This is a genomic window from Bernardetia sp. ABR2-2B (assembly GCF_037126435.1).
Taxonomy (GTDB): Bacteria; Bacteroidota; Bacteroidia; order Cytophagales; family Bernardetiaceae; genus Bernardetia.
On the sequence record NZ_CP147020.1, the window covers coordinates 1486735 to 1507829 of the forward strand.

The window sequence follows — 21095 nt, forward strand, 5'->3', positions numbered from 1 at the left end:
TCACAAAAATACAAAAATAGCAGTATCTATTTTCATAAATTTAGCCTTTTAACCAAAAAACTAGTAGTATAGTTTGTATAAAAATCAAAAAACGTTTTTTTTTAGTAATTAAATAAACTTCTTTGGAAAATGAAATTTGATATTTTAATAAAACTAGCTACCTTTGCAAACTAAAATTTTGTGAATGGTTGTGTATCAAAATAAGTACAAAAGCCTAGTTTGTCAATCTGGTTCACAAGTTTGCAGTACATTTTTTTAAGAGAAAACAATCTTCTATTAAAAAATTGAGCTTCATTTTCACATTAACCTTATTAAAAAAAATTACACAGATAGATTATGTCTATAATTACGTCAATTCAAAAAAATACAGGACTACTTATGGGAGTCATTTTTACTGCACTTGCAGCCTTTCTTCTTACTGAATGGATTGGTGGAAATATGAGAGCAAGTGGTGGTGATCAAACTATTGGAGAAATCGATGGCACAGAAATCAAATATCAAGATTTCAATAATCAGCTTCAAATCATGCGTGATAGAATGGAAGCAGCTAACCAAAGCAAACTCAACGAGTCACAGATGCCAATGGTTCGTACGCAAACTTGGAATGAACTTGTTACACAATATGCCCTCAAACCTGAATGGGAAAAGTTAGGAATTATAGTAACTGATGAAGAAGTTATTGATATGGTGCAAGGAAATAACATTTCTCCTCAAATCAAACAAGCTTTTACTGATCCAGAAACAGGTGTTTTTGATAAAGATAAAGTAATTGCTTTTATACGTAATCTTCAAAGTCAGTCGCCACAAGCACAACAACAATTTGCAGTTTTCGAACAACAACTTCCAGAAGCTCGTAGAAGTGAAAAATATGAAAACTTACTTCGCAAGTCTGTTTATGTAACTACTGCTGAAGCAAAACGTCGTTATGAAGACGAAACAACAAAGCTAGATTTGAAATTTTTATACGTTCCTTATGCAAACATTGCAGATTCGTCTGTAACTATTACAGAAGAGCAAATCAAAAATTATTATAATTCAAATAAAGAAGATTATGATGATGCAGCTTCTGTTGCAGTAGAATATATCACTATTCCAATTGCTCCATCAAAAGCAGATAGCGCAGAAGTAAAACGTTATTTGAATGACATCAAGAATAAATTTGCAGCAGCTCAAAACGATACTTCTTTTGTTGCCATCAACTCACAGATTGAAACTAACTTTGCAGAGCTTTCTAAATCTAATTTGCCACAAGCTATCAAAAATGAAATGGGCGAAGGAGAAGACGTAATGATAGGAATGGTAAGTGAGCCTGTTATTGTGAAAGATGTTTATACAATGTTTAAAGTAGTAAAAGAAGTAGGAGAGGTAGTTGATTCTGTAAAAGCAAATCATATCTTATTTAATACGCAAGGAAAATCTCCAGAAGAAAAATTAGCTCTTGAAGCAAAAGCAAAAGAAGTATTAGCTCAAGCTAAAAATGGAGGAAACTTTGCAGCATTAGCAAAAGAATATAGCGATGATAAATCAAATAGTGAAAAAGGGGGAGAACTTAATTGGTTTGGTCGTAATGCAATGGTAAAACCTTTTGAAGATGCTACTTTTGGAGCTACTCAAACTGGTATTTTACCAGAACTAGTAGAAACTAATTATGGCTATCATATCATAGATATAGAAAATTTGAAAAGAACTAATAAATATTTGGTTGCTTCAGTAGGTCGTTTGTTAGAGCCTAGTCAATCTACTCGTGAAGCTCTTTATCGTCAAGCAGGTGATTTGGCTTCAAGCAAAAATATAGCAGAGTATGAAGAGCGCACTAAACAATATAATCTATTGAGCTTACAGGCAAATGATGTAAAGCAAAATGCTCGTTCTTTGAATAATATTTATGACCCTTCTATCCGTCAAGCTATTCGTTGGGCATTTGAAGAAAATACGAAGGTAGGAGATATTTCTAATGAAGTATTTGAAGTAGATGATCAATATATAGTCATGACGTTGAAGTCTCGTACTAAGAAAGGTATTCAGCCACTTTCTAAAGTTTATGAGCAAGTTCGTCGTAAAGTGCTTGAAGAAGCTAAGAAAAAAGAAATTTTGGCTAGACTTGAAGGTAAGACAGGTACATTAGAAGAAATAGCAACAGCTTTTGGGGAAGAAGCTCGTGTATTGTCTCAACCTAATTATACTTATATCACAACTGCTCTTAATGGGGTAGGTTTTGCGCCAAAAGCAGTAGGTATGGCATTTGGAATGAAAGAAGGCGAAACTTCTAAAGCTATTGTTGATGAAACAGGTATTGTGATAATGAAAGTAGAAAAGTATAATAATGCTGGTGAAGTAGCAGATTATGCAAAGTATAAAGAACCATTAAATCAAGACCGTCAGCAATTATTTAATACAAATGGAATTCTTCGTGCTATCAAACAATTGACAGACACAGAAGAAAATATTGATAGTTTTTATTAAGATGTAGTTCAAGTATTGACTATAAAAAAACCTAAGTTTTTCAACTTAGGTTTTTTTGTGATTTAGAATTAAGTTTTCAAAGAAATGTAGTTGCATTTACTTCTAAATTTAATTATCTATTTCTACCATACTGCTCATGACTAGAAACCCAGTCAGAAGAAGAAATAGCTGAACCAAGAGAAATCTCACCAGCAAGTACAACAGCAGCGATAATTTCAGCCAGTTTGTTTACTCTATCTCTACCAAAACAATCCATCATTTCTAAACACTCTTTTTGAGTAGCCAAACCAACACCACCACCATAAGTAGCAATAATTAGAGAAGGAATAGTAATTGAAATATAAAGGTCTTTTTCAGGAGTAAGCTCTGAATAAAGAATACCAGCCGAAGATTCTGAAACGTTGGCTACATCTTGACCAGTAGCAATAAACATAGCTGTAATACCATTGGCAGAGTGTGCTCCGTTGTTATTTGCACCTGAAAGGAATGCACCAATAGTAGCTACCTGTCCGTGATAAGCTAATGACTCTGGCTCTACACGCATATTTTGAATAAGTACATCTCTAGGAATCGTACATTCTGCAACAACACGCTTACCACGAGTACGCATAACGTTGATTTGAGATGCTTTCTTATCAGTCGCAAAATTAGATTCTAAATAAAAATGCTCTAATTTATTTTCATCATAGTTATCCAAAATCCAGCTACAGGCTGCAAAAGTAGCACGTCCAACCATATTCTGACCTGCTGCATCTCCAGTTTTATAATTAAAACGTAGATAAGCAAACTTATTTGATAGATAACAATCAATATCACTAAGCTTGGCAACACTTGAAGTTGCTTCTGCTTCTTCCATTATTTTGTCGTAATTTTCTTTTTTCTTTGTCCACGCTACAAAATCTCTAGCACCACGAGCATCTTTAAATACAAAGACAGGCGCACGTTGCATAGCATCTCCAATCACAGTACATTTTACGCCACCACTAAGGTTAAGCACTTTCATACCACGGTTATAAGAAGCTACCAATGTTCCTTCTGCTGTTGCCATCGGAACTAAGAAATCTCCTTTTGCATATTCTCCATCTACTGTAACAGGTCCTGCAATACCGATTGGAATTTGTGCTACACCGACAAAGTGTTCACAATTACCTGCTGCAATATGTGGGTCAAAAGAATATTTTGTTACGTGGTCTAATTTTTTACCAGTAACTTTTTCTACAAATTCTTGTCTAGTTTTGATGGCACTTTCTGCATAATCATCATTTTTATCTCTAGGAATTTTGACCTCTGATTCTTCAAAACCTGAAATAGCATCTTGTACCTTAAACTTGAGCTTTCCAAATGGATTAGCTACAAATGAAATCTGAATATCGTGTTTTGCTTCTGGTAATTTATCAATGTTAGCTAGTACATTGAAACTTTGACTAAGAGGAAAATCAATAGGGCTGTTAGAGTCCATTGAAGCAGGTGCAATCATTTTTCCATCTCCCAAATCAATTTGAATATCACTTATCGGAACTTCTTTACCATTTATTTCAACGCTAACAAGTTCACTTAATTTGGCATCACTCAAACGATTCTTGATAGTAAATTGTACGCCTTTGTCAGTATTTTTCAAACTTCCTCTTGAATAAAGTTGTTTGAGTATTAAGCTAGGTATTTGCATAAGTTTTGCAGTAGGTTTGTGTTAAAAATTTAATTTAGTTAGATATTTTCTTAAAAGTTAAGCTAATATTGTAAAAAACCATTGATAATACAACTTATTTGTCAATGAATAAGCAAATTATTTGGATTTTCTTCAAAAAACGAATAATTCTATCGTTTGAAAACAAAATCAAAAAAAATTCTATTTTATGTAACAATTATTTATTATTTTATTTTGATAAATAAATGGTAATTTTGAGAATAAGCTATCCGTTTGTTTGTATTGTTACATCTAAAATACCGATAATTACTAAAGTGAGTGCTATTTATATAGATAGATTTATGAAAAAAAGAACCCTTTTACTTGGAGCTGCACTAGCAGCAGGTATTTCGTATTGGTGGAAAAAGCCAAAAGAAATTAGTTTTGATTATACATTCAAGACCAATTTTTCGCCTACCGTACTTTGGACATACATAGAAGAAGCCTTCCGAAACTCAAAAGAAAGTGAGCTTTGGATTCAGCACTTAGAAGAACTAGAAACAACAGGAATAGAAGCAGGAAATAAAGTAATGGCAGTTTATAAAACGCCTCTTTTTGCCAAAGTTCATCATTATTACATTACAGAAGCTAGTTATGGAAAATACTTTGTTTATGAACCCGTTGCAGAACACCCATTAAAAGGACGTGCCATTGTAGAAATTACACCTACAAAGAGAGGTTGTAATTTGCGCTGGAGAGGAAAGTATTATTTTAAAGGAATGCCACTTGCTGCTATTTATTTAGTGGGATATTTTGAAAAAGCTTTTTTTAAAGGACTGCAAGAAAATTTATACAAAATAGAGCCTCGTATGCCTCAAAATATGCAAGTTATTGATAGAGTTTATGAATAAAAAATCAACTATTCAACGAATCAAATTACAACGTTTAGATAGTCTAGAGTTGTTTTCTGCATCTAATTCTAACAAAAGCTTTCCATTACATTATCACGAAACATTTTGTGTTTCTGTAATCGAAAAGGGGGCTTTTATAGAAAATAGTAAAACAGCATTACAAAACTCTTTGCTTATTTCTAATCCTTTAGAGATTCATAAAAATAGTGCTTTCCAAAACCTAGACTATTCTATCAAAACTTTATACATCAGTAAAGATATTTTTAAGTTTGCATTAGGAAAAAATAAAGTGAATAATGACTTTTTATTGCAAAACTTAATTACAAACAACTTTCTTTTTGACAAATTCAATCAATTATCTAATCAGATTATAGATTCTAAGAATAGTTTTGATAGTGATTTTGAAACAAATTTTATAAAATTTATTGAAAAAATTGGACAGTTTAAGTCCAACAAAAAAAATACTTCTAACACAACTGAACCTACTTGGCTAGAGAACACGAAACAGTATTTGAAGACTAATTTAGCTCAAAAAATAAGTTTAGAGACTTTAGCAAATCAGACAAAGCTAGATAAATTTCAATTTATTAGAGCTTTCAAAAAGCAGGTTGGGCTTACACCATTTCAATACATTCTTTTGAGTAGAATATCACTTACCAAACAATTACTTCAAGAGGGAAACTCCATTACAGAAACAGCTTTAGATGCTGGATTTTATGACCAAAGTAATTTTGCTAATTACTTCAAAAACTATGTAGGAGTTACACCCAGAAACTATCAGCAGAGTTTCAATATTTTACAAGATTAAGACAAAGAGGTGTTTTACCTTTGAGGAAATTATTTTTTAGATTTTCTCACTACAACACCATTAACTTATGCAAACTTATCTTAAAACTTTATTATTAATTACTTTATCACTTCTAATTTTAAGCTGTTCAAAAGAAGTTCTTCCTCAAATCAACACTGCTGAAGAACTAGATGCTTCTCTTCAAAAAAGCTATGAAAAATCTAATTTTGGTGGCTTTTCAGTAGCTGTTATAAAAAACGGTGAAGTAGCTTTTCAGAAAAGTTATGGTAAAGCCAATATTGAAAAAAATATTGATTTAACCAATGAAATGTCGATGAATATTGCTTCTATTAGTAAAGTATTTATTGGGGTTTCACTTGTTAAAGCCATTGAAGACGGATATTTTACCTTAGAAACTCCTATCAATTCTATATTGCCTTTTGAGGTAAATAATCCCAATTCGACTCAGCCTATTCTCATCAAACATTTAATTACTCATACTTCTGGAATAAAAGATGATGAGGCTGTGTATTTTCAAAATTATAGTATTTTGGAAGGCGAAACTACTTCTACAAAAGGAGCGCAAAGAATGATAAATGAATTAGGAATACAAGCAAATGGAAACATGCTGTCTCTTGAGGATTTTATGAAATCCTATTTATCCACAGCAGGAAATCTTTATAACTCTTCCAATTTCGTAAATGCACCTACTGGTACAGAGTATTCTTATAGTAATATTGGTTCTGCTTTAGCTGCTTACCTCATCGAAATTGTTACAAAAACTCCTTTTGATATCTATTCAAAACAAGTTATTTTTGAGCCTTTGCAAATGAGTCATACAGCTTGGAGAAAGTCAGAATTAAATGCTGAGTTAGTTTCTACACAGTTTTTTGATGCAGAAACTCCTCTTCCTGCTTACACAATGGCAACTTATCCAGATGGTGCTTTACTTACTTCGATTGAAGATATGACGGTTTTTATGCAAGAAATGATAAAAGCAAAAATAGGGCAATCTTCATTATTACTCTCAAAAGAATCATACCAGCTATTATTTGATAAAAAATTAGAAATAAGACCAAATGGAATACCTGACAAAGAAGATAATTATGGTGTCTTTTGGTTATGGTCTAAAAATGGTCGTATTGGTCATACAGGAGGCGATATTGGAACAACTGCTTTTTTTGGTTTTGATGCAACGACTCAATCTGGTTCAATAGTTTTGATAAATTCGAATGTAGAAGAGTCTGGAGAGTTATCTCTTGAAGTATTATCTGAAATTGTAAATGCTTACAAATCCTTTGAGGCTGCAAACTAAACTCAAATCATAAAAGACATGTATTTCAGACCTGCTAATCTAAAATACGTGTTTTTTTATATGAAAAAATCTATTTCTACTTTCGAAACAGACTAAGAAGCCTTTTCTGCACAACTTGATTTAATATGTTATTTTCCATAAAATTACTTTTCTTGCTTACCAAACTCAAAAAGCGTATTTTTACAAGAAAATAACATGATAATTCAATATAGAATCAATAAAAAATGAAAATAGGCGATAGAGTACGTATGCTTTCAGGAACAGAAGAAGGCGTAATCACAAAAATTTTGCAACATGGACAAGTAGAAATAGAAATTGAAGATGGTTTTTCTATTCCTGTTATGGCTGCTGAAGTGGTTTTGATAAACAAACAAGAAGAAAAATATTTTGGTAAAAAATCGCCTATCGTAGAAGTAGAAGAAAAAAAACCATTGCTTCCACCTACCAAAAAAGTCAAAAAATCTACTGTTGGAGAAGGAATTTATCTTGCCTTTACAGATTTTAATGATAAATTATTGAACGTTTATTTGATTAATAATTTTTCTTATTCTATGTTAGTTACGGTAAGTGAACAGCTAGAAAATGGTCATGAAAAGCATTTATTTTCAGAGCAAATAGACAAAAATAATGCACCAAGGGTTCACAGATTAAGTAGAGAAGAATTTAATGATTGGAAACCTCTTATTATTAGAGCTATCTTTTTCAAAGAAGGAAATTTTGAACCTAAACAAACGCTATTCTTCCAAATGGGTTTTAATAATACCTTTTTCAGAATCAAAAGAACGGCACCCGTTTTGGAAAGAGAATCATATCTTTTTAGAGTAGAGGGAAGAGAAATTCAGCCAGGTTTACCAGTTGAAAAACCACAAGTTATTGATGTAGGAAGCCTTAGAGAGCGAATTATTGAAAATAGCTCAAAAGTTTCGCCATACAAAACAGAAGCTCCTCCTTCTGAAATTGATTTGCATATTGAAGAACTGTCACCAGACCATTATGATGTGATGACAAATGAGGCAATTATTACGATGCAACTAGAGCATTTTGAGATTTATTTGGATAAAGCATTGGCTGCCAATATGGAATCAATTATTTTTATTCATGGAATAGGAATTGGAAAGCTTCGACACGAAATTCATAGAAGGCTTAGTCAGCATCCTCATGTAAAGTATTATCAAGATGCTTACAAAGATAAGTTTGGTTATGGAGCTACAAAAGCAGTTTTTAAATAACCTTTTTAAATTTCATAGACCTCAACGACGGCAAAGTCTCGTTGATGGTTAGGAATAAAAACGAACTTTTTGATACATTAATCAGTTACTTTTAGGTAAATCAATCAAAAAACATAACGAAAAAATAGCAATATGCACAACGAGAGCCAACGACAAAAACAGGTTTCAAAAATTATTCAGAAAGATATAGGCGAAATTTTTCAAATCAATAGCATAGGTAAAGATTCCTTAGTTACGATTACTTCTGTAAAATCTGCACCCGATTTAGGACTTTGTAGGATTTATGTAAGCGTTTTTCCTCCAGTAAAACAATATGCTGTAATGGAAGAAATTGAGAAAAAAAGTAGTATGATTCGTAGCGAATTAGGAAAGCGTGTCAGACATCAATTCCGAAAAGTTCCAGAACTAGAGTATTTTATAGACAATACCGAAGAAGAAGCTGCCGAGATAGAACAACTCATCGATAGCTTGGATATTCCACCTGCTCCAGAAGAAGGAGACGAAAACTATGATGATTATAAGGATGAAGGAAGATTAAATGCCGATGATTTTTAGAATCAAAAAAAACACCATATCAAATATTTTATATGGTGTTTTTCATTTCATTTGCTAGAGTATTTTATAAAGTTATTTAAGAATGTAAATTTTTCCATAAAATTGGGCTTAACAAACCCAATTTTATGGAAAAATAACCCAGCCTTTGTTGGTGTTTTAGTGTAGCGACACCAACAAATAAACGTACAAAACCTATTCTTAAACAACTTCTATACTTTACTTCAAAACTGCATCACTTAGCATATTCAAAACACCATCAATTTTGTTAGTAAGCTCTTCATTTTCAATGGAATGACGATTTGCTAAAAATGAACCTTTAAAATAACTTACTTGTGTTTTGCCATTTTCATCTTCCCAAATAAGCATTTTCATAGGCAAATCTAATCCGATTGTAGAATTGAGTTTCATTAGCTGACTTCCCACTTGTGGCTTTCCAAAAACAAACAGACGAGTAGGGCGGAGCTCCAAATCTGCATTTTGTGCTGCCTTATCATGTTCTATCTTTGTAAAAACATCGAAGCCTTTTTCTTTTAATAACTTTTCCAATTTCTCACTTGCTTCATCTACTGAAAGTGTGCTTTCTTTTGTTTGTAAATTAGATAGAATACTTTCTAGTTTTAGATCTTGTAACTTTGTTTCTTCTATATCTGAATAACTGATTTTATCCAAAAGTCCATTCATTTTCTCCTCTAATTCTGGAAGCATAATTTCATAACGATTCATCAAAACAGATGCATTATTATAAACTACTTTTGTCATTCCATTATCATCATAAACAAGCATTTTCATAGGCAAATCTATTCCAACGGCTTGATTTTTTTGCATAAGCTGTGTTCCTACTTTTGGGTTTCCAAAAACAATCAAACGGCTTTGAGGAATCTCTATCTCAACACCCTTTGCTGCTTCCGAATGATTTACTTCTGCAATAATTTTGAGATTCTCATTTGCTTCAATAACTGATTTGATAGAAGTATAAACTTCATCAACAGATTTGGAATGTTTTTTTTGAACAAATGGCATTTGAATTTCTGCTACATTATCTTCATCAATCATTATAATTGTAGTGTCAGTAGTTGAAAGTGTGTCTGTTGAAGAGCTTTCTGTTCCTACTTTCTTATCTCCACAAGATGAAAAAAGTAAAATAGAAGAAGCACATAGAGGCATAAAATAACTAAAAATAGTTTTCATAAAATTGTTTTTTTGATTGGAAGGTTTTTAAATACAACTGGCAATGAAGTAAATAAATGAAATTAACTGATTACTGGCAACTAAATAACTGGTAACTGATTAAAGAACTCCCCCACCATCAACCTGTAACACAGAACCATTAACAAAACTAGCTTCTTCTGATGCCAAATACAAATATGCAGCAGCTATGTCTTTTGGTTTTCCTGCACGACGTACAGGAATGGAAGCAATTATTTTTTCTTGAAATTCTTGTGGAATAGAGGCTGTCATGTCTGTTTGAATATAACCAGGGGCAATGGCATTGACTGTAACTCCATCTTTTCCTACTTCTCTAGCAAGAGCTTTCGTAAAACCGATAACACCAGCTTTTGCAGCCGAATAATTTGTTTGTCCAAAATTTCCATAGACACCAGCAATAGAAGAAGCGTTTATTATTCTTCCCTGTTTTTGTGCCTTCATGTGTGGAACAACTGCTTTTGCACAGTTATAAACGCCTGTAAGATTGACATCAATAACACTATCCCAAAAATCATCAGTCATTTTTAGGAAAGAAGAATCTCTAAGTATTCCTGCATTATTTATCAAAATATCTATTCTTCCAAAATCAGAAATTACATTTTTTGTAGCTTCTTCTAAATCTTTTCTGTCAGCCGTATTGACCTTATAGAACTTTCCATTCAAACTATCAGCTACATCTTGTCCTTCATTATCTAAATCCCAAATAATTATTTTTGCACCTGATTTATGGAATGTTTCGGCTACTGCTTTTCCAATTCCTTTTGCTCCTCCTGTGATAATGGCAACTTTGTCTTTTAATGAAAACATGTTTTTTTAATTTATGTAAGTTATTATTTTGAAATGGATTTATTTTTTAGATTTTCTTAGCATATTTATTTGCTCTTCTGATAAATCTGTCAGTTTCATTAACAATGAATTGTTAAAGCCATCCTTAATGCCTGCTATCGCTGTTTTAATAGCCTGCTTTTCTGCCCCCTCTTCCATTCCTTCCATAAAATAAGTATCCATGGAACTTTTTAAATCCCAATATTCTTTCAAACTCTCTTGATAGACAAATTGGTCTTCTTTATCATATTTTGCCACTTCGGCAACCTCTAAAAGTCTTCTAAAAACACCTTCTTGTAAGTTGTCAGGTCTATCAGCTAATTTATGTAGATTTTTAAAAGCAAATAACCATTTTTCGTAGTCGTTTTCTAACTCTTCTAGTTTCTTATCAAATTTAGGTATTTCTAAAAACACAAAAGTCAGTTTATCATAAAATACTTTATTAGAATTTGTTTCAACAAGTTTTACATTATGATGAAATTGATTAGAATTTGAATCATCAAAAACAAAATCTAAAATTCCGATAGTATAAACATTGTAGAGTTCGTACTTCCAATCTTTGCCTTTAAGAGCCTGTTCTTGAATAGCAAAAGTAGAATAATAGAGACTTCTATCCTTGAAAAACTGCTGTTTTACTCGCTGTACTTCTATGATAAATTTCTCACCCTCTTGATTGGTACAATATAAATCATAAATTGCTTTTCTGTCTCGGTCGCTTTTCCCTAAATGCTCTGTATTGAGATAGGTTAGGTCAATTATTTCTTCTCTATCTCGCAAAAGCTCATTCAAAAAACTTATCAATAAATCTTTATTGGGTTCTTCTCCAAATATCTTTTTAAAACCAAAATCTGTAAAAAGGTTGATGTATTTTTCTGTCATGATTATCTATTTATTAAAATCAATATCATCAAATATAAAAAGGAAGTAGGAGAACAACATTAAAATTGAAAATAGAACAATTGCTAAGACAATAGCTCACTTTTTCCAATTAGATGAAGATAGAAAAAATAAAATAATTGTCATCAAAGCATTAAGCAAAACTAATAAAAAGCCTCCTATAACTACTATAATAAAAAATGCTTCATTGTCAAAAATAACAATAGATAGACTAAGCAAAACTATAATAAAATTGGTTATCAAGACAGGAATCCAACCATTTAGTTTTTTCTTTTTAATATCTCTGTCCAAAACCTCTTCCATAAAAAAACATTTGTTTAAACAGCCAAAGTCTTTACTTTATCCACAGCTTTATGATAAACTTCTTCATACAAAGGCAAAATATTCGAAAGTTCAAATTCTTTTGCTCGTTTGAGTGCATTTTCTTTAAAAGTTGGCAAATTTTCATCATCTAAGATAATTAAAGCATTTTTTGCCATATCATTCACATCACCTACATCACTCATAAAGCCACTTACTCCCTGTATATTTAATTCTACAAGTCCACCAGCATTACTAGAAATCACAGGCACTTGACACGCCATTGCTTCCAAAGCAGCCAAACCAAAACTCTCCGTTTCGGAAGGCATTACAAACAAATCTGCCACTGACAAAACTTCCTCAATTACATCAATTTCTCCTAAGAAACGAACATCAGCAGACAAATCTAATTCTTTTACAAGGTCTTCCATCGGTCGTCTTTCAGGTCCTTCTCCGACGAGCAATAATTTGGCTTCAATTTGTTTTCTGACTTTAGCAAAGACTTTAATAACATCATCTATACGTTTTACTTTTCTGAAATTAGATGTATGAACCACTAATTTTTCTCCATTCGGACAAATAGCCTTTTTGAAATGGTCTTTTTGTTGCTTCTTAAAACGCTCCAAATCAATAAAGTTTGGAATTACATCAATTTCACTTTTCACTCCAAAAGTATCATAAGTTTGCTGACGCAGACTATCCGAAACAGCCGTAACACCATCCGATTCGTTGATACTAAATGTAACTACTGGCGCATAGCTTGGGTCTTTTCCAACAAGCGTAATGTCTGTTCCGTGAAGAGTCGTAACAACAGGAATTTGTATGCCTTCTGTTTTCAAAATTTGCTTTGCCATGTATGCTGACGAAGCATGAGGAATGGCATAATGAACATGCAGAAGGTCAAGCTTTTCACATTTGACTACATTTACCATCTTACTGGCAAGGGCAAGTTCGTAGGGAGGATATTTGAAAAGTGGATAGGTACGGATGTCCACTTTATGATAAAAAATATTGCCACTCAAAAGGGCAAGACGTGAAGGTTGGTCGTAAGTGATAAAATGAACTTGATGCCCTGCTTCTGCAAGTGCTTTTCCGAGTTCGGTAGCTACTACGCCACTTCCACCATAAGTTGGATAACAGACAATTCCAATTTTCATTAACGTTGTTTTTTATAAAAAAGTAAGTAAAAAGTTTGATTAAGTTTTGTAGTACCTTTCCCCTAAATATAATTATCTATTTTTTTTAAGCCTTTACTTTTCCTACCAAATCATCAAAATAAATAGCAGAATGAGAAGCAGAATAAATACATTTTCCATTTTCTACTAATAAAATTTGAGGAGATTCGTGATTGACATTCAACTCTTGTGCAATTTGATTTGAAATATTTCTGTGTTGAATTAGATCTAGATAATAAGGCTGCACATTTCCTATTTTTTCTTGATTCCATTGGCGTTCGAAACGAGAAAGAGCCATCGTACTAATCGAACAGCGTGTACTATGTTTGAAAATAAGTACAGGAGTAGTAGCAGAGTTTTTGATAATTTCTTGAAGCGTTTCGGGTGTTTCTAGTTTATTCCAGTTCATTACTTGTTCGTTAAAGAGTTTGGAAATGAATTTTGTAACTAAATTCATTGAGTTTTTATTAAATGATTGATTTAAAATTTGTATTCAAAACGTGTCTTTGCTTATAAAGTTTAGAGATTTTGTTGGAAAGACCTAATTCTGCTCCTTCATTTTTATTTTTTTAAATTTTTGCGTGTAGTATTACTGTTTTTACAGTCTATTTTTTGACACAAAAAAAGGCAGACCGATAACTCAGTTTGCCTTTTTCATCATTTCTCAGAATAAACTATTCTTCAATTTTTACAAAATCGTGAAAAGAATCTAGTCCGTCTGCTGTAACTTTAAATGTAATTTCATTAAGTAAATTATCTTCGTCATCTTGATAAAAGAAAAAGCCTTGTCTTCCTCGTACATCTGAATCAGTTATGGCCACTCCTGCTACCTGTCTGCCATTTACTGTCTGTTCAGGAATCCTTAGTTCAATACCTTCATAAGAATTCAGGTCTTTTAATTGTATTTTGAGGCTGATAGCACTGTCAGGAGGAGTAAGTTTGTAACTAAAAATTATTTCATCAGAAACACTACCTGCCGAAACGGTTGCAGTATCTCTAAATATTAAATCATTACCAAAATCAATCTCACCTGCATATTTACCTAGTATTAGTGATTTATAATCTGGTTGTGGCTTTACTTCTGCTTCATCTCCACAAGCACTAAAAATGAATAGTGAAGCAGCGATAAATAAAACAAATTGAAATTTTATACTATATTTTAAAATAGATTGAGTATTCATATAATAATGTTATTTGATGATTTTTGAGTTTGATTTTTATTAAGATGCAAAATTAAGCATTAAATACTTTTAAACAAGACCCTTTTTTTGAAGAAAATGCTGCATTTTAAAAAAAATAATTTTTTTTTTTCTACGCTCCTTAAAAAAACAGCAAATTATTTAGTATTTTGTTCTTACCAAAATTTACCAAATTACTCATAATCAATTTTATTTATGGCTACTAATTCAGAAAAAAAAAGAAGAGAAAAGGAAGAACTAGAAAAACAGATTTTAGAAAAACTCAAAAAACAAGTCTTTGATAAAGATGAAGAACTCAAAAGTCATCAAAATGACAAATCTGTCAGAGATGCTACTAAGGAAGCCTTAGCAGATATGACTGCATTGGATAAAGAAGATGTACAAAATCTCTATCAAAAAATTGCAGCAGAAGAGTACGCAAAATATGAAAGAGAACAACTTTCAAAAAAAACAAGAAGAAACACACTCTATTTAATCGTTTTTGTGTTTGGGCTAATTAGCGTTTCGGTAGCCTATTATTTCTTTCGCCCTAAGCCTGTTTTATTTTCTTATACAGAAGACTTTGAAACAGAATCAAGTATTTTTGTGGATGAGGAAAGTTATAATTATAAAAAAACGATTGAAGATGGTGCGCTTATTTATGAAAGTAATATTGACGAATGGTGTTATTGGAATAGCAGTCCAGTCATTGAATTTCCAGATAATTATACAATTATAGCTAAGAGTAATTGGAAAATAGGTTCGTATGCCATGTATGGAATCAATTTGATATATGACAACGATAATTACATGAATTTCTCTTTGAGTAAGGAAGGAAAGGCAAATGTTTCGGTACGAGATAATGCTAAATACACAGACAATAACTGGAACTACAAAGTCTTTACAGATAAATCAAATGCTCATACGCAGCGCATTGAAGTAAATGCAGGTCAATATGAATATTATATTGATAATAAATTTGTCAGAAAAGGAAGGTTAGCTCCTTTTGAGTTTAATTATGTTGGTTTTAGACTGTGCGACCATCAAACAATTGCTTTTGAAGAGATTAGTATCAAAAATAATGATACAGGAGAATATATTGTACAAGAATCATTTGAAAATCCTACACCTTCTACTTTTTCAGATTGGGATGTTGATAGTAAATTCAGTTATACATTTCTAAATAAGAATGGAAAGTTTGTGATGAATCATAATGAAGAGGAATATTGTCATCGTACAGAAGCCTTTTTACCGACTGTTAGAGAAGACGAAAAATGGGAGCTTAGTGCAGATGTTACTTGGAAAGAAGGGCAGCCAAAAGATTTCGGTATTTTATTTATTTCTGGAGATGGAGAAATAGGTGAACTTATGATTACAAATGCAGGAAAAGCTATCTTTAAGGTTGTTGGGCAAGATAATAAGGTTGCTTATGAGACAAACTATGCACCGACAGGATTTGTTAGCAAAGGAAACGATACACATCGATTATCAATAAAATCATTAGGAAATAAAAAGTTAGAGTTTTTTGTCAATGATAAAAAAGTATTGAAGGAAAAAATGCTTTTTTATAAAATTGAAAAAATAGGACTTATAACCTGTGGAACTCAGATTGTTGAGTTTGATAATGTGAAATACGAAGAGAAGTAAGTTGATTGAAGTTGTTTAAGAATGGGTTATATATTTGTTGGTGTCGCTACGCTAAAACACCAACAAAGGCTGTGTTATTTTTCCTTAGAACTGGGTTTGCAAACCCAGTTCTAAGGAAAAACGAGTATTCTTAAACAACTTCATTATAAAAATGAAAAACAGCTGAATTTTAATTTCTCAAAATTCAGCTATTTTTTTATCCTTTTTGATGTTGTGCAGGAAGTAAAGAGCTTTCAGATGCCCAAATTTTGACATTCAAAATTTCATTTTGTTCTAATTCTTGATTAAAAAACTCAATGATTTCAGCATCAGAATAGCGCAAACTAAAATGAATCATCACAAAAACTGTATTTGGATTGGCTTTAATGATTGACTTTAGATTTTGCCAATGACTATGTCCTCTTTCTGCTGCGTAATCAAAATGCTCTTCTGTTAGAAAAGTACATTCTGTAAAAATGACTGGATAATTGAATAAAGAAGGATTCTCTGCAAATACTTTTTCAGTTGTATCTCCTAAAAAAGCAAATTTGGGTTCATAAATCCATTCTTCTACTTCTTCTGTTTTTTTCTTTTCTGCCAAAAATTTTCCAAACTCTCGCATTTTATTTTTGGCTAAATACTCTTCCTTTATTTTTTCATATTCAGCTTTCAAACAACGTTTTTTTTCAGAAAAAGCATAACCTACGCAGTCAATAGAATGAAAACATTCTGCTATTTCTACTTTATATTTATCGTGTTTTCCAAAGAAAATAATATCGTTTTTCTCTACTCCTTTTACAAAACAATTTCCTCTTAGAGCTGGATTATAAGGCGCAGAATGATTGAGTTCACGTCTTGCTAAAATATATTTTTCTACATAAGTTAGTGATGATTTTGGTACAAAAATCTCTACGTTTTCTTTGCTAGACAAATATTCAATATCAGCAATATGGTCGTTGTGTGTATGGGTAACAAAAACGTGTTTGCCTTGGTTTCCTTCTGCTAAAGCTGCATCTAAGCAAATATCAAGTTGTGGAATATAAAAAAATGTTTTGTCGCCACTCCTAGAATATCCTTTTATTTTCCAATGTGTATTCGGAATTTGCCACTCTAACCATTGCCGAAAAGGATGTTTGTTTGTTAGCTTCTCAATCGTAAAATTAGTAGGTAAAGTTTTCATTTTTCTATTGTTTATTCAGTAAATTGGTAATTATTACTTCTAACAGAGTTTTGTTTGCTTTTAGTTCAGAAAAAATAATCTAGTTCTTTGAAGATTACATTTATATTTTGAATAATCTTTTGAAGTAAGAATGATATTTGTTATTTTAGATAAAGAACCAAATTATTATTTTATGAGTTTACCAAATTCTTCGAATAACAAAACAAATCAGCTTTCCCCAGACTGGATTACGCAAGGACTTATTGATTTTGAGTATAAAAAATATATGCTTTTAGCATACTTGCAATACACAAAAAAACAATTTGATGAAGTAAAATTATATCCTACTTTTTCGGAGCTACTTTTTCATTATAATAATCTACTTCAAATAAAAGAAAACAAACAGCTCTTATCAGAAAAATTTCCTAAAAAACTTTCTAAAGCAGATTTTGAAAAGTTAAAATTAACTTATACTTCTATTTTGAAAGATGATGAGATGATGCAAGAAATAGAAAGTGTGGTTGAGTTTGCCTTACCAAAAATCAATGCTAGTGTAAATGAAGGAAAACAGATTTATGATTGGATAAATCAGCATTTAGAGATTGTTCCTGTCGGAATTACGCCTATTTACTTTAGAGAAGGCTATTTATTTTTGGGACTAAATGAAAATCAAAATAAGCTCAATACTATAATTCAGATTTATAAATACAAAATCACACTTTTTGAGAAAACCGAAACGAAGGAAGTTTTGAGAGGATTGAACTTGCAACATATAGATACACTTCTAAAAAGTAAGTTTGAAACTTATGAAAACTTGAAAATAAATCTTATTAGAAATAATAAAAACTTACCAAACCCTGCTACTTTTTTGATGCAGAGCTCTGTTGTTTGCTCTTTCGAAAACTCTATTTTTCCAATTGCAAAGCGTCGTTTGGTGGAATATTTGGCTGTTTTAGAAAAAAGATAGAATAAAAAAAGGCATCTCAATTGAGAAATGCCTTTTTAGGTTACAATAATCTATTATTTAGTTGTCGAATGGAGGAGGGGGAATCCCATCAAGCATATTCTCTTTTACTTTTTTACCCTCTTCTGTATTTATATAAAAACCACAAAATGTTGGTCTCTTTTGATAATATAAAATTTGATTTGCTTCATTCTTTATACAAAAAAACGAAATCGTATAATTCTTATCATTGCCTATTAGATAATCCTTATAAACTTTTCCATTTAATTTATACTCTTTTATTAATTTTGAAAAGTTCAATGTATTTAGATAGTTAATATATTGTCTATTTTCTTGACAACAATTTATATCTTCTTCTTCTCCATCACAAATAAAATCATCTTCTATTCTAGTTTTTGAAGTTGTGCAACTTTGAAGCACAAAAATGATCAGTAATATTTTTATAAAAAAATTCATAGTTATTTTATAATTTAAAAAAAGGCATTTCAATTAAGAAACGCCTTTCAAAGTAAACTTTTTGAAGAAAATTACTTAACTACTTCCACCGTTGTGCGACGGTTGAGTTGATGTTCTTCTTCTGTTTTAGCATTTGGTATTTTCAAACGATTTTCTCCATAACCTACTGCTTTTATTTTGGTTTTAGAAATTCCTTTTTCAATAATATAATTTACAGCAGAGTTTGCACGACGTTGAGAAAGGCGTTGATTATATCCATTCGAACCTCTTGAATCAGTATGAGAACCCATTGTAAGTTTAGCATCTGGGTACATAGCTAAATATTCTTTCAAAAATGCAACAAAATTATCTAGTTTATCTTTTGCCTCTTGTGTAAGCCTTGATTTATCCAATTCATATAAAATCTCAATTTCTGGAGGTAGCATATCTTTTCCTTCTCCTCCACCTGTTTCGAAAAAGTCTTTTGTCAAGACAAAGGCTGTATCAAAATAGACAAGAGTAAACATTTGAGTTAATTTTGATTTGTCCAAACCACGACCAACCGTAGAAAAAGCATTATCATTTTTTGGTAAATATCCTGCTGCATTTACATCAATATCATATACCTTTCCAATAACAAGAGAAGTATCAAATAAGAATTTTCCTTTATCATCCGTCGATACTTTTACAATATTATTATTCCCCAAATTCAAATCCATTTCTACACCTGAAAGAAATTCACGAGTATTTTCTACTTTATCAACTCCCTCAACTGTTCCACGAAGTACGTAACGCACTTCACGAATATCTAAAGAATCCAAATGAAAACGATAAATATCATCGTTGGTTTCAGTTATTGTACTGTCCATTCCGTTTGGATTATCACGCTTTGAAGTAAAATAACCTCCTTTGTCTTCTTTTTCTGTAAAAGTAAGTCCAAAATCATCTCCTGCACTATTTATTGGCGCACCTACATTACGATTCTTTTTAATCATCGTAGCTGTATCTTCTGGATTTTTCATTTCTTCTTGCACAAAAATATCTAAACCACCCAAACCACCGTGTCCATCAGAGGCAAAAAAGAAACGTCCTTTTTCATCGATATAAGGAAACATTTCATTTCCTTCTGTATTAATATCATCTCCCAAACGCTGAACATTCGACCACGTTTTGTCTCTGTCGTTAAAACTTGCTGTATAAATATCCAAGCCTCCTTTACTAGAAGCACGGTTAGAAGAAAAATAAAGAGTCTGTCCGTCTTTAGAAATATGTGGTGTTCCGTCCCAATAGCTACTATTTACATAGGTTAGTGCTTTCGGTTCTGACCAAACTCCATTATTCAAAGAAGACGTATAAAGACTTACTTCTTTGTCAGATTCACCTTTTTTGTCGCCATTTCCACTACGAGCAAAAATAACTGTATTTCCATCAGGCGAAAAAGTAGCTGACGCATCATGAGTTCCTGCTTTATTAAAAACTTCTCCTCCCCATAATTTTACTGTTCCTATACAAGCATTGGTTGTGTCAGAAATATCGTTTTCAGTTTCGAAGCTATACAAATCATAAAAACCTTGTCCAGTTCCTTCATAAACATCTTCTTTTCTTCTATCTGATGAAAAAATAAGTTTGTTCATCCATTTTGTAGGTGCAAAGTCCGAACTTTCTGTATTTATTCCATCGCAAGGAACAACAGTTACATATTTATTTGCTTCTGCAATTTCGTTGATAGATTCTAAGTTATCAATTTCACTTTGCGCTAGTGTTTTGAGTTTTTGATTGATTCCAAACTTAGCATAATCTTCAAACTGTGCTTTTGCTTCTGTATATTTTTTATTGACTTTCAATGCTTCTGCTGTATAATAACGAAGCGTATCACGGTCTCCTGCTGTGAGTTTGTCTGTTCCTGCTTCTTTTACTTTTTTGTAGTAAGGTAAAGCCATTTGCAAACGATTCGAACGGCGATAGGCTTCAGCAATTTTGTAATTTACTTCGGCAGCTTTTGCTGGATTTTTGGCTAGATAAGATTGATAAAGCGTAATTGCTTTGTTATATGCTGCTCTATTAAATTCAGAATCTGCTTTTTGATAGACAGAAGAACACGCTGTAAAAAATGCAAAAAGTAAAATCAAAGCTGCAAATAGCTTGATAGAATTACTTTTTTGAGATTGATTTTTGAGATTCATAGTAATAAGAATAATTACGAATTACGAATTAAAAATTACGAATGTAACACGTTTCAATAGCATTACTTTATTTAATTTTATATTCTTTATTTGATTTTATTATAGTTGATTTTGTTGCTCGTGGGGACACAAGCAACGGTAATATTTTATTTTGTAAGTACTTGAACAGAATTAAATATAGGTAAAATTAATTTTGTTTAAGTCTGTACCAAAGGTCTGACTTAGACAAAATAAGTATTTTTGAGTTCTTAAATGAGTATTTT

At 31.6% G+C, this 21095-nt stretch carries 19 protein-coding genes; 8 read left to right on the top strand and 11 right to left on the bottom strand.

The genetic code is table 11. The features are described 5' to 3' along the window. Positions 1 to 336 precede the first annotated feature (336 nt). Complete coding sequence (locus WAF17_RS06200; protein WP_338767628.1) at positions 337 to 2463, top strand: SurA N-terminal domain-containing protein; 2127 nt, start codon at positions 337 to 339, stop codon at positions 2461 to 2463. Positions 2464 to 2575: 112 nt separating this feature from the next. On the opposite strand, the gene WAF17_RS06205 is transcribed toward WAF17_RS06200, so the two are convergent. Then, on the bottom strand, positions 2576 to 4129 hold the full coding sequence (locus WAF17_RS06205) for a hydroxymethylglutaryl-CoA reductase (protein ID WP_338767630.1): 1554 nt from the start codon (positions 4127 to 4129) through the stop codon (positions 2576 to 2578). A 320-nt stretch (positions 4130 to 4449) separates the two neighbouring features. Here WAF17_RS06205 and WAF17_RS06210 point away from each other — a divergent pair, with 320 nt between their 5' ends. The 5 genes from WAF17_RS06210 (at position 4450) to rbfA (ending at position 8884) form a co-directional block, all read left to right on the top strand. Then, the gene (locus WAF17_RS06210; protein ID WP_338767632.1) at positions 4450 to 4998 is read left to right on the top strand and encodes a hypothetical protein; all 549 of its coding nucleotides are present in this window, start codon (positions 4450 to 4452) and stop codon (positions 4996 to 4998) included. Next, positions 4991 to 5806, top strand: a complete 816-nt coding sequence (locus tag WAF17_RS06215) for an AraC family transcriptional regulator (protein ID WP_338767635.1) — start codon at positions 4991 to 4993, stop codon at positions 5804 to 5806. Before WAF17_RS06210 ends, WAF17_RS06215 begins: the two co-directional genes overlap by 8 nt. A 67-nt stretch (positions 5807 to 5873) precedes the next feature. Next, positions 5874 to 7100, top strand: coding sequence for a serine hydrolase domain-containing protein (locus tag WAF17_RS06220; RefSeq protein WP_338767637.1), 1227 nt, complete (start codon positions 5874 to 5876; stop codon positions 7098 to 7100). Positions 7101 to 7324: 224 nt separating this feature from the next. Next, positions 7325 to 8329, top strand: coding sequence for a DUF2027 domain-containing protein (locus WAF17_RS06225; RefSeq protein ID WP_338767639.1), 1005 nt, complete (start codon positions 7325 to 7327; stop codon positions 8327 to 8329). Positions 8330 to 8461: 132 nt separating this feature from the next. Beyond that, positions 8462 to 8884: a 30S ribosome-binding factor RbfA gene (rbfA, locus tag WAF17_RS06230; protein WP_338767641.1), complete on the top strand. Its 423-nt coding sequence runs from the start codon at positions 8462 to 8464 to the stop codon at positions 8882 to 8884. A 216-nt stretch (positions 8885 to 9100) separates the two neighbouring features. Here rbfA and WAF17_RS06235 read toward each other — a convergent pair whose 3' ends face one another. From WAF17_RS06235 to WAF17_RS06265, 7 genes are all read right to left on the bottom strand, one after another. Further along, a complete protein-coding gene (locus WAF17_RS06235; RefSeq protein WP_338767644.1) occupies positions 9101 to 10072 on the bottom strand; it encodes a DUF302 domain-containing protein in 972 nt (323 codons plus the stop codon). A 99-nt stretch (positions 10073 to 10171) separates the two neighbouring features. Continuing rightward, positions 10172 to 10897, bottom strand: coding sequence for a beta-ketoacyl-ACP reductase (locus tag WAF17_RS06240; protein ID WP_338767647.1), 726 nt, complete (start codon positions 10895 to 10897; stop codon positions 10172 to 10174). A 39-nt stretch (positions 10898 to 10936) separates the two neighbouring features. After that, positions 10937 to 11794: an Rpn family recombination-promoting nuclease/putative transposase gene (locus WAF17_RS06245; RefSeq protein WP_338767649.1), complete on the bottom strand. Its 858-nt coding sequence runs from the start codon at positions 11792 to 11794 to the stop codon at positions 10937 to 10939. 96 nt (positions 11795 to 11890) lie between these two features. After that, positions 11891 to 12115, bottom strand: a complete 225-nt coding sequence (locus tag WAF17_RS06250; RefSeq protein ID WP_338767651.1) for a hypothetical protein — start codon at positions 12113 to 12115, stop codon at positions 11891 to 11893. Positions 12116 to 12129: 14 nt separating this feature from the next. Then, complete coding sequence (gene bshA / locus WAF17_RS06255) at positions 12130 to 13269, bottom strand: N-acetyl-alpha-D-glucosaminyl L-malate synthase BshA (RefSeq protein WP_338767653.1); 1140 nt, start codon at positions 13267 to 13269, stop codon at positions 12130 to 12132. Between the two features lie 85 nt (positions 13270 to 13354). Further along, positions 13355 to 13744, bottom strand: coding sequence for a bacillithiol system redox-active protein YtxJ (gene ytxJ / locus WAF17_RS06260; RefSeq protein WP_338767656.1), 390 nt, complete (start codon positions 13742 to 13744; stop codon positions 13355 to 13357). A 217-nt stretch (positions 13745 to 13961) separates the two neighbouring features. Beyond that, entirely contained in the window at positions 13962 to 14468 is a 507-nt protein-coding gene (locus WAF17_RS06265; RefSeq protein WP_338767659.1) for a hypothetical protein, read from the bottom strand. Between the two features lie 213 nt (positions 14469 to 14681). Between WAF17_RS06265 and WAF17_RS06270 the strand changes: the two genes are divergently transcribed. Then, the gene (locus WAF17_RS06270) at positions 14682 to 16112 is read left to right on the top strand and encodes a hypothetical protein (protein ID WP_338767662.1); all 1431 of its coding nucleotides are present in this window, start codon (positions 14682 to 14684) and stop codon (positions 16110 to 16112) included. A 196-nt stretch (positions 16113 to 16308) separates the two neighbouring features. Here the strand turns inward: WAF17_RS06270 and WAF17_RS06275 are convergent, their stop codons facing one another. After that, the gene (locus WAF17_RS06275) at positions 16309 to 17271 is read right to left on the bottom strand and encodes an MBL fold metallo-hydrolase (protein ID WP_338767665.1); all 963 of its coding nucleotides are present in this window, start codon (positions 17269 to 17271) and stop codon (positions 16309 to 16311) included. Positions 17272 to 17443: 172 nt separating this feature from the next. On the opposite strand from WAF17_RS06275, the gene WAF17_RS06280 reads away from it, so the two are divergent. Continuing rightward, a complete protein-coding gene (locus WAF17_RS06280) occupies positions 17444 to 18217 on the top strand; it encodes a hypothetical protein (protein ID WP_338767668.1) in 774 nt (257 codons plus the stop codon). Between the two features lie 57 nt (positions 18218 to 18274). On the opposite strand, the gene WAF17_RS06285 is transcribed toward WAF17_RS06280, so the two are convergent. Both WAF17_RS06285 and WAF17_RS06290 read right to left on the bottom strand, forming a co-directional pair. Beyond that, entirely contained in the window at positions 18275 to 18670 is a 396-nt protein-coding gene (locus tag WAF17_RS06285; protein ID WP_338767671.1) for a hypothetical protein, read from the bottom strand. A gap of 71 nt (positions 18671 to 18741) precedes the next feature. Further along, a complete protein-coding gene (locus tag WAF17_RS06290) occupies positions 18742 to 20832 on the bottom strand; it encodes an OmpA family protein (protein ID WP_338767674.1) in 2091 nt (696 codons plus the stop codon). Positions 20833 to 21095 lie beyond the last annotated feature (263 nt).